Raw genomic sequence first — 6,092 nt, forward strand, 5'->3', positions numbered from 1 at the left:
GGCGACGCGGCAGGTGCGACCGAGGCCTGGCGCACGGCCGTCGCACCGTCGCCGCTGGCGGTGGCACCGCGGGCGGCCGACGAATCGACGTACTGGACCGGGGTGGCGCATCTGCGCCTCGCCGACGCGACGAGCGCGACCTCCGCATGGGATGCCTTGGACGCCCGCGCGACGGCGCTGCGCGCCGCGAGCGACGAGGTCGACTACTTCGCCACCTCCGTGCCCGAGCTGACGTCGTTCGATGCCGCCACCGCGACGACGCGAGCGGCCATGGCCGACAGGCTCGCACGGCTGGCGGAGCGCGGACGCGCACAGCAGCTCGCAGCGCGGCCCGTCGACGTTTCGGAGAGGACCGAGGCATGACCGAGCGCTACCTGGGATCCGGCACGATCGAGCGGGACGAGTCAGCCCTCACCGGACCCGTGCCGGCGCACCTGCCGCAGCGGCTCACCATCACCCTGTGGGACTTCTCCTGGTACACGCAGGCGGGTCCCGGCGAGCCGTACGCCGATCTCGACGCGGCGGTGGCGGAGGCCGCCTCCCTCGGCTACAACACCATCCGCATCTGCGCCGCCCCGGTGCTGCTGTTCGGCGGACTGGGGCTCTACGACGTCGTCCGCGACCTCGAGATCGGCGGGCTCGGTCCGTCTCCGCTCGGCGGATACTTCGGACAGCGCACCCGGTGGTACGACGCCCCGGGCGGCTACCGCATCGATCTGCGGGCGCGCCTTCTCGCGCTCTTCGAATCTGCCGCCGTGCACGGCATGGTGATCATCCTCGCCAGCTGGGAGTACCAGCAGTCGACCGCCTTCGCCGCCTCCCCGGCGTGGTTCGAAGCGATCGACGCGGTCCCGCTCGGCGATCGCTACGGCGTCCTCTCCGACGCCTGGGACGCGATGATCGAGTGGCTCACCGACCATGGCCACCGTGATCGCATCGCGCTCGTCGAGCTGCACAACGAGGTCGACTTCTCGATCCTGCCCGCGCTCGGAGACGGCGGAGCGGAGGAGGTGACGCGGCTGCGGGCGCAGCATCCGGATCTCCTCATCACCGCCGGCTACGGCAAACCGCCCCACCTCGCCATGCACCGACTGCCCGACGGGCTCGGCGCGGCGCAGTTCCACGTGTACAGCTACGGCGTGCTCGACGTGCTGCAGCAGCGCATCGACATCCGCTCCGAAGGCAGCGAGGGCTTTCCCCACGCCGCCCTCCGGGAACTGCTGCGCGGTGATGCCCCGTCCCTTGCGGAGTACGGCCGCGCCGCCGAGTGGAAGTACCGCGCGACGGTCGTCACCGACCAGATGATCTACGGCTATGACTGGATCGACCCTGTCCTCTGGGACACCTGGCTGGTCGACCATTACCCGCCGTACGAGCAGGTGATGCGCCGGGAGATCGCCTCGCGGACCATCGCCATCGCCGCGTGGGCGCGCTGGCAGGGCGTCCCGGCGATCGTCGGGGAGGGCTGGGTCGGCTACACGCCGCTGCACGGCACGTTCGAAGAGGGCCCGATCGGCCGGTCCCTCGCCGAGCACGGCGTGCGCACGGCGCTGGAGCATGGCGTCTGGGGCGTCGTGCTGTCGTCCAACGCCGCCCCGCATCATCCGATGTGGCAGCTGCGCGACTGGCAGCGCGAGCTCAACGCGGAGATCCTCGCCCGTTGAGCGTGCGGGTGCGGGGCGTGCGGCTCAGCGCCCCACCACCGTGTCGATCGATTCCTTCGATGTGGAGACACCCGCCGTCCCGGACGCGTGACCGATGGTGCGAGATCCGGGCACGGCTAGGACCCGCAGGTGCGGATCGTTCGGCCGACGCGCCGCGGCCGGCGGCAGCGAGCCGGCCTGTCGCGCGCCGCGTCCGCAGGTGCGGATCCGATTCCGTTACAGCCCCCGTCGGGACCGAGCCCCCGACGGCTACTGCGGGTCGAGGCCCAGGTCGTCGAGGTCGATGGCGGCGAGCCACTGCAGACCCTCGGCCTCGACGGCCGCCTGCGCGCCGGTCTTGCGGTCCACGATGACGGCGACGGCGACCGGCTCGGCGCCCTCGCGGCGCAGCGCCTCGACCGCCTTCAGCGCCGACTGACCGGTGGTCGAGGTGTCTTCGAGCACGACGACGCGCTTGCCCGCGACATCCGCCCCCTCCACCTGGCGGCCGCGGCCGTGGTCCTTCGGCTCCTTGCGCACGACGAAGGCGTCGAGCGGCTTGTGGGTGCGCGCGGACTCGTGCATCACGGCGTTGGCGATCGGGTCGGCGCCGAGGGTCAGGCCGCCGACGGCGACGATGCCGTCCACGTCGCGGATGAGATCGAGCATGATGCGCCCGATCGACGGGGCCGCACGGTGGTCGAGCGTCAGCTTGCGCATGTCGACGTAGTACGTCGCCTTCTTGCCGCTGGAGAGGGTGAAATCCCCGTGGAACACCGCCTCGTCCTGGATCAGCGCGATCAGATACTGGCGGTCGGCTTCGAGCTGCGGCGTGGAGGCGGCGGTCATGCCCTCGATTTTACGGATGCTGCGCCCCGGCGCCGCTCAGGAGCCGATGGGGACCAGCTTCTTGTACGTGGTCGAGAAGCCCCACTTCTGCGCCGAGCCCCAGTAACCGCAGGCATCGCCGGCATAGATGATCCCACCGGAGTTCGTGATCGACCACGCGGTCGAGCGCTGCGCCGCCAGGCATGCCGTGCTGGTCGTGTAGCCCGACTTCGTGATCGTGAAGGACTTGTACCCCATCGTCGCGGCCTGGGCGGGTGCTGCGGCGGCGATGCCTGCCCCGGAGGCGACACAGACGGCGAGGATTCCGGCGAGCAAGCGACTCTTCACGGTCATGGCGGCCCTTCTCGTGGCTGATGGCGCCTCAGTCTTCCACAGCCGCGTCGGTTGCGTCCTCGATCGGTCGCCCGCTGAGCATCGCATCGTCGCGCGGAGCCGCGCGAGAGGCGATCGCCTCGCGCCGCTCGTCGTTGCCGGTGGCGCCGGGCGGCAGCAGCGCCGCGACGGCTCGCGACGCCGCGGGATCGGCCGCGCCCCGGGTGAGAGCATCCGTGCGCGAGAGTGCGAGGCGAGCCGCCACCGCGGTACCGGTGTCGGACGAGTCCGCCAGGCGCACGAGCGCCGGCTCGGCGGCGCCGATGACGCCCGCCCCGAGCAGGCTCTGCACGACATCGCGATCGCGGAGGTCCGCGGCGAGCGCGGCGTCCTCGCCCGCGGTCCGCACGAGCACCGCAGCGTTCGACGTGAGCGTCTCGCCCGGTCGCGCGGCGAACCGCGCGACCACGTCGTAGCGGCCGGGCGCGGGGAAGAGCGGCTCACTGCCCTCCGACACGAGTGGCACCGCCGCGACCAGGCGCTCCCCCGCCGCGAGTGCGACCGAGCGCGGCGCCGAGTCGGCAGGCCACGGCCACGTGGCACGGGCGACGCGCCGGTCGGGCCCCGTCACCTCCACCTCGAGGTCGCCCTCGATGAGGTTGAGCCGGGCGCTCACGGTCGCCGCACCGCCGACCGCCGCGACCTCCACTTCGGCGAAGGCGACGCGATCGAGGGGAACGGACGCGGCGGCGAGCCGGAGCCGAAGCTCCAGCCCGCCGCCCTGCGCATCGGAAGTCACACGTCGATCCTTCCTCCACGCGGCGTCGTTGTCACCGGGTCAGCGCCCCTGCGGCGAGACGAAGTCCTCGGCGATCTGCTCGGCCGCCGCGACGTCCTTCCCCGCTGCCGACCTCGCGCCGCCCTTCGTGCGCGCTTTGAGCGCCGCCACCGTGTCGGCGACGACCGGCGCGTTCCTCTCGGTCGGGCTCGCGACCGTCACGGCGAGAGCGGCGACGCGTTCGGCAGACCGGCCCGCCAGTGCCAGCTCGAGGAAGTGCGCCGCTTCGTCCGGTGCCGCGTCGCGCACGCCGCGGGCGCGGACGTCGGTGAACGAGCGCGCCAGCGAGTTCGCGAGCACCAGCGCCCCGGCGGCGCCGGTGTCGGTGTCGCTGTGCTGCTCGGCCAGGGCGGTCAGCACGCTTCGGGCGGCAGCATCCGTCGCGAAATCGCCCAGGGCGATCGCGCGACCGACGCCCGGCGTGAGCGTCTTCGCGCTGATGTCGACCTCGGCGTCGGATGCCGGCCCGCGCACGTCGACCGTCACCGGCGCCGAGCGCACGGTCGTCACCGGATCCACCTCCAGCTGCGCGGCGACCGTGTGGCGTCCCGGCTCGGTGAAGGTCACCCCCTGGTTCGTGAAGAACACCTGCACGTGGTTGCGGATCGACTCCCCCGGCTGGAGCACCGTCGTCGGCCGCGGGCCGCACCCGATCGCGACGTCGACGAGGTGCTCGAGCGACCGGTCGGGCGACGTGTGGAGGAAGACGAGGTCGCCCTCCGACAGGTTGATCAGCGTCGTGACCGTGCGAGGCTGGTCCGACACGTTCGTGAGCGCGACCTCGGCGGTGACGTACTCGCCGACGAAGGCCTGCGCGGGCATGGTGACGGTCAGCCGCAGCGCGTCGTCGCCCGTGTCGCCCGCAAGACCTGCGACGTCGACCGGCGCCGGCAGCCCTGCCGAGAGGTTGCCGTGGCCCCAGCCGAAGTTCTTCCAGCCCGGCCTCACCTGCGGGTCGGGCGAGTGGATGAGCGACGTGCGGTCGTGCTCCGAGAACACGAACGCCGCGTTGCCCGGGTAGGGGTTGGCGACCGTGGCGAAGCCCATGACGTCGCCCGTCTGGTTCATGATCTCGATGCCGATGCCCGGGTTGTGGACGTCGTGCTTGGGATGCCACAGGTTGAACGCGTGGCCCGCCTCGTGCACCAGCGTGCGCAGGAACGCCGCCGGCACCTCGTCCAGCGGGCGGTTCCGTGCCGCCGCGGCGATGAACGAGTCGTTGCCGAGCGTCACGTCGGCGAATCCCGCCGCACCTTCGCGCGGCACCGTGTCGTCGTCGAACATGATCCCGAACAGCCCGCCCTGCGATGAGCCGACGAACAGCCACAGCCGCCACTGCTCACCGGCCACCGTCTGGCGATGCCCGGACATGAGGGTGGCGAGCTCGGCGTTCGTGAGATCGGCGTCGTTCGGCACGTCGATCTGATCCGTGACGACGGTGACGTCCCAGCCGGCCGACGCATAGACCGAGCGCACGTTGGCCACAGCCCCCGAACCGATGGTGGCGGATGCCGGGAACACACGGTTGACCATGGCATCCACCTCGATGCGGCACCCGCGGTACATCGGCGACGTCTTGCGCGCCGTGACGGTGGTGACGGTGCCGCCGATCGAGAGCGTCCCCGTCATGCGCTGCGAGGAAGGGAGAGCGGACGCGGGCGCCAGCACGAGCGGCCGCCGGCACCGGAGCGTGAGCGTGCCGGTGTCGGTGGAGACGAACTCCTGCGTCGTGCGGTTCCAGAGGTGGCGCACGATCTGAACGGTGAGGGTGCCGTCGATGTAGGTGGCGCCGTGGGAGCGGAAGTACCAGGAGTACTCCGCCTTGGGGAACGCGGGGTAGGTGCGCAGGCTCACCGGCAGGACGTCGGCGGTCGATGGATCGTCGTCCGGGCCGAGATCGCGGGCCAGGCCATCGGCGCCTGCGGCCGGCCCCGGATCCGGGATCGGGACGGGGCGCTGCACCTCGCCGAGCACCGGTGGGAAGACGCGCCGGGAGTACATGTCGCCCGAGATGCGCAGCGAGGAGGCGCCGACTTCGATGCGCAGCGCGCCGCGCACCTCGGGGGCGAACACGGTGCGCCGTTCGAGCTCGAGCAGCCACGAGCCGTCGAGCGTGCCGAGGGGGCACGGACGGGTCGGCAGCTCGGGCCGGATGATCGGCCCGGTGACGAGCTCGCCGTCGGCGTCGAACTCGAGGGGCGTGTCGTGCGCGGTGGAGGCCGCGTGGCCGCAGCCGCAGTCGTGGTCCATGGTGGGGTCTCGCTTTCCCGACCGCGGACGCGGCCGCTGACAGATAGGAGAATCCTCCTCGGAGCGCTGATACGCCAGGGGTCACGGCGCCCGGGCAGCGCCGTTCGACGTCCGCCGCCCCGCCTAGGTGTGATGTCCAGGGACGTTGTTGCGTGAATCGCGTGTGATCTGCTGACGGGCGAAGGCCTCCCGTTGCGAGA

At 71.9% G+C, this 6,092-nt stretch carries 5 protein-coding genes and 1 pseudogene; 2 read left to right on the forward strand and 4 right to left on the reverse strand.

Going from position 1 to position 6,092, the window contains the following annotated elements:
- Both AC3A46_RS19220 and AC3A46_RS19225 read left to right on the forward strand, forming a co-directional pair.
- A pseudogene (locus AC3A46_RS19220) lies at positions 1–363 on the forward strand (DUF5107 domain-containing protein); the annotation flags it as partial.
- Positions 360–1,664, forward strand: coding sequence for a cellulase-like family protein (locus AC3A46_RS19225; protein ID WP_487666662.1), 1,305 nt, complete (start codon positions 360–362; stop codon positions 1,662–1,664). The pseudogene AC3A46_RS19220 and the gene AC3A46_RS19225, both read left to right, overlap by 4 nt.
- Positions 1,665–1,913: 249 nt before the next feature.
- Here AC3A46_RS19225 and pyrE read toward each other — a convergent pair whose 3' ends face one another.
- From pyrE to AC3A46_RS19245, 4 genes are read right to left on the reverse strand one after another with little or no spacing between them, the layout of a single operon-like run.
- Positions 1,914–2,492 (reverse strand): orotate phosphoribosyltransferase, encoded by a 579-nt coding sequence (gene pyrE, locus AC3A46_RS19230; protein ID WP_045299293.1) that lies wholly within the window; start codon positions 2,490–2,492, stop codon positions 1,914–1,916.
- Positions 2,493–2,528: 36 nt separating this feature from the next.
- Positions 2,529–2,825: a hypothetical protein gene (locus tag AC3A46_RS19235; RefSeq protein WP_487666663.1), complete on the reverse strand. Its 297-nt coding sequence runs from the start codon at positions 2,823–2,825 to the stop codon at positions 2,529–2,531.
- Positions 2,826–2,853: 28 nt separating this feature from the next.
- Positions 2,854–3,603, reverse strand: coding sequence for a hypothetical protein (locus tag AC3A46_RS19240; protein WP_487666664.1), 750 nt, complete (start codon positions 3,601–3,603; stop codon positions 2,854–2,856).
- A 39-nt stretch (positions 3,604–3,642) separates the two neighbouring features.
- Positions 3,643–5,892 carry a hypothetical protein gene (locus AC3A46_RS19245; RefSeq protein WP_487666665.1) on the reverse strand — a complete coding sequence of 750 codons (2,250 nt, stop codon included), beginning with the start codon at positions 5,890–5,892 and terminating at the stop codon, positions 3,643–3,645.
- Positions 5,893–6,092 lie beyond the last annotated feature (200 nt).

It is taken from the genome of Microbacterium sp. Soil_C_42, assembly GCF_057656735.1.

Excerpts from the sequence above, each read along its gene's own strand:
- AC3A46_RS19225 (WP_487666662.1), top strand. The coding sequence starts at position 360 with ATGACCGAGCGCTACCTGGGATCCGGCACGATCGAGCGGGACGAGTCA.
- pyrE (WP_045299293.1), bottom strand. The coding sequence starts at position 2,492 with ATGACCGCCGCCTCCACGCCGCAGCTCGAAGCCGACCGCCAGTATCTG.
- AC3A46_RS19235 (WP_487666663.1), bottom strand. The coding sequence starts at position 2,825 with ATGACCGTGAAGAGTCGCTTGCTCGCCGGAATCCTCGCCGTCTGTGTC.
- AC3A46_RS19245 (WP_487666665.1), bottom strand. The coding sequence starts at position 5,892 with ATGGACCACGACTGCGGCTGCGGCCACGCGGCCTCCACCGCGCACGAC.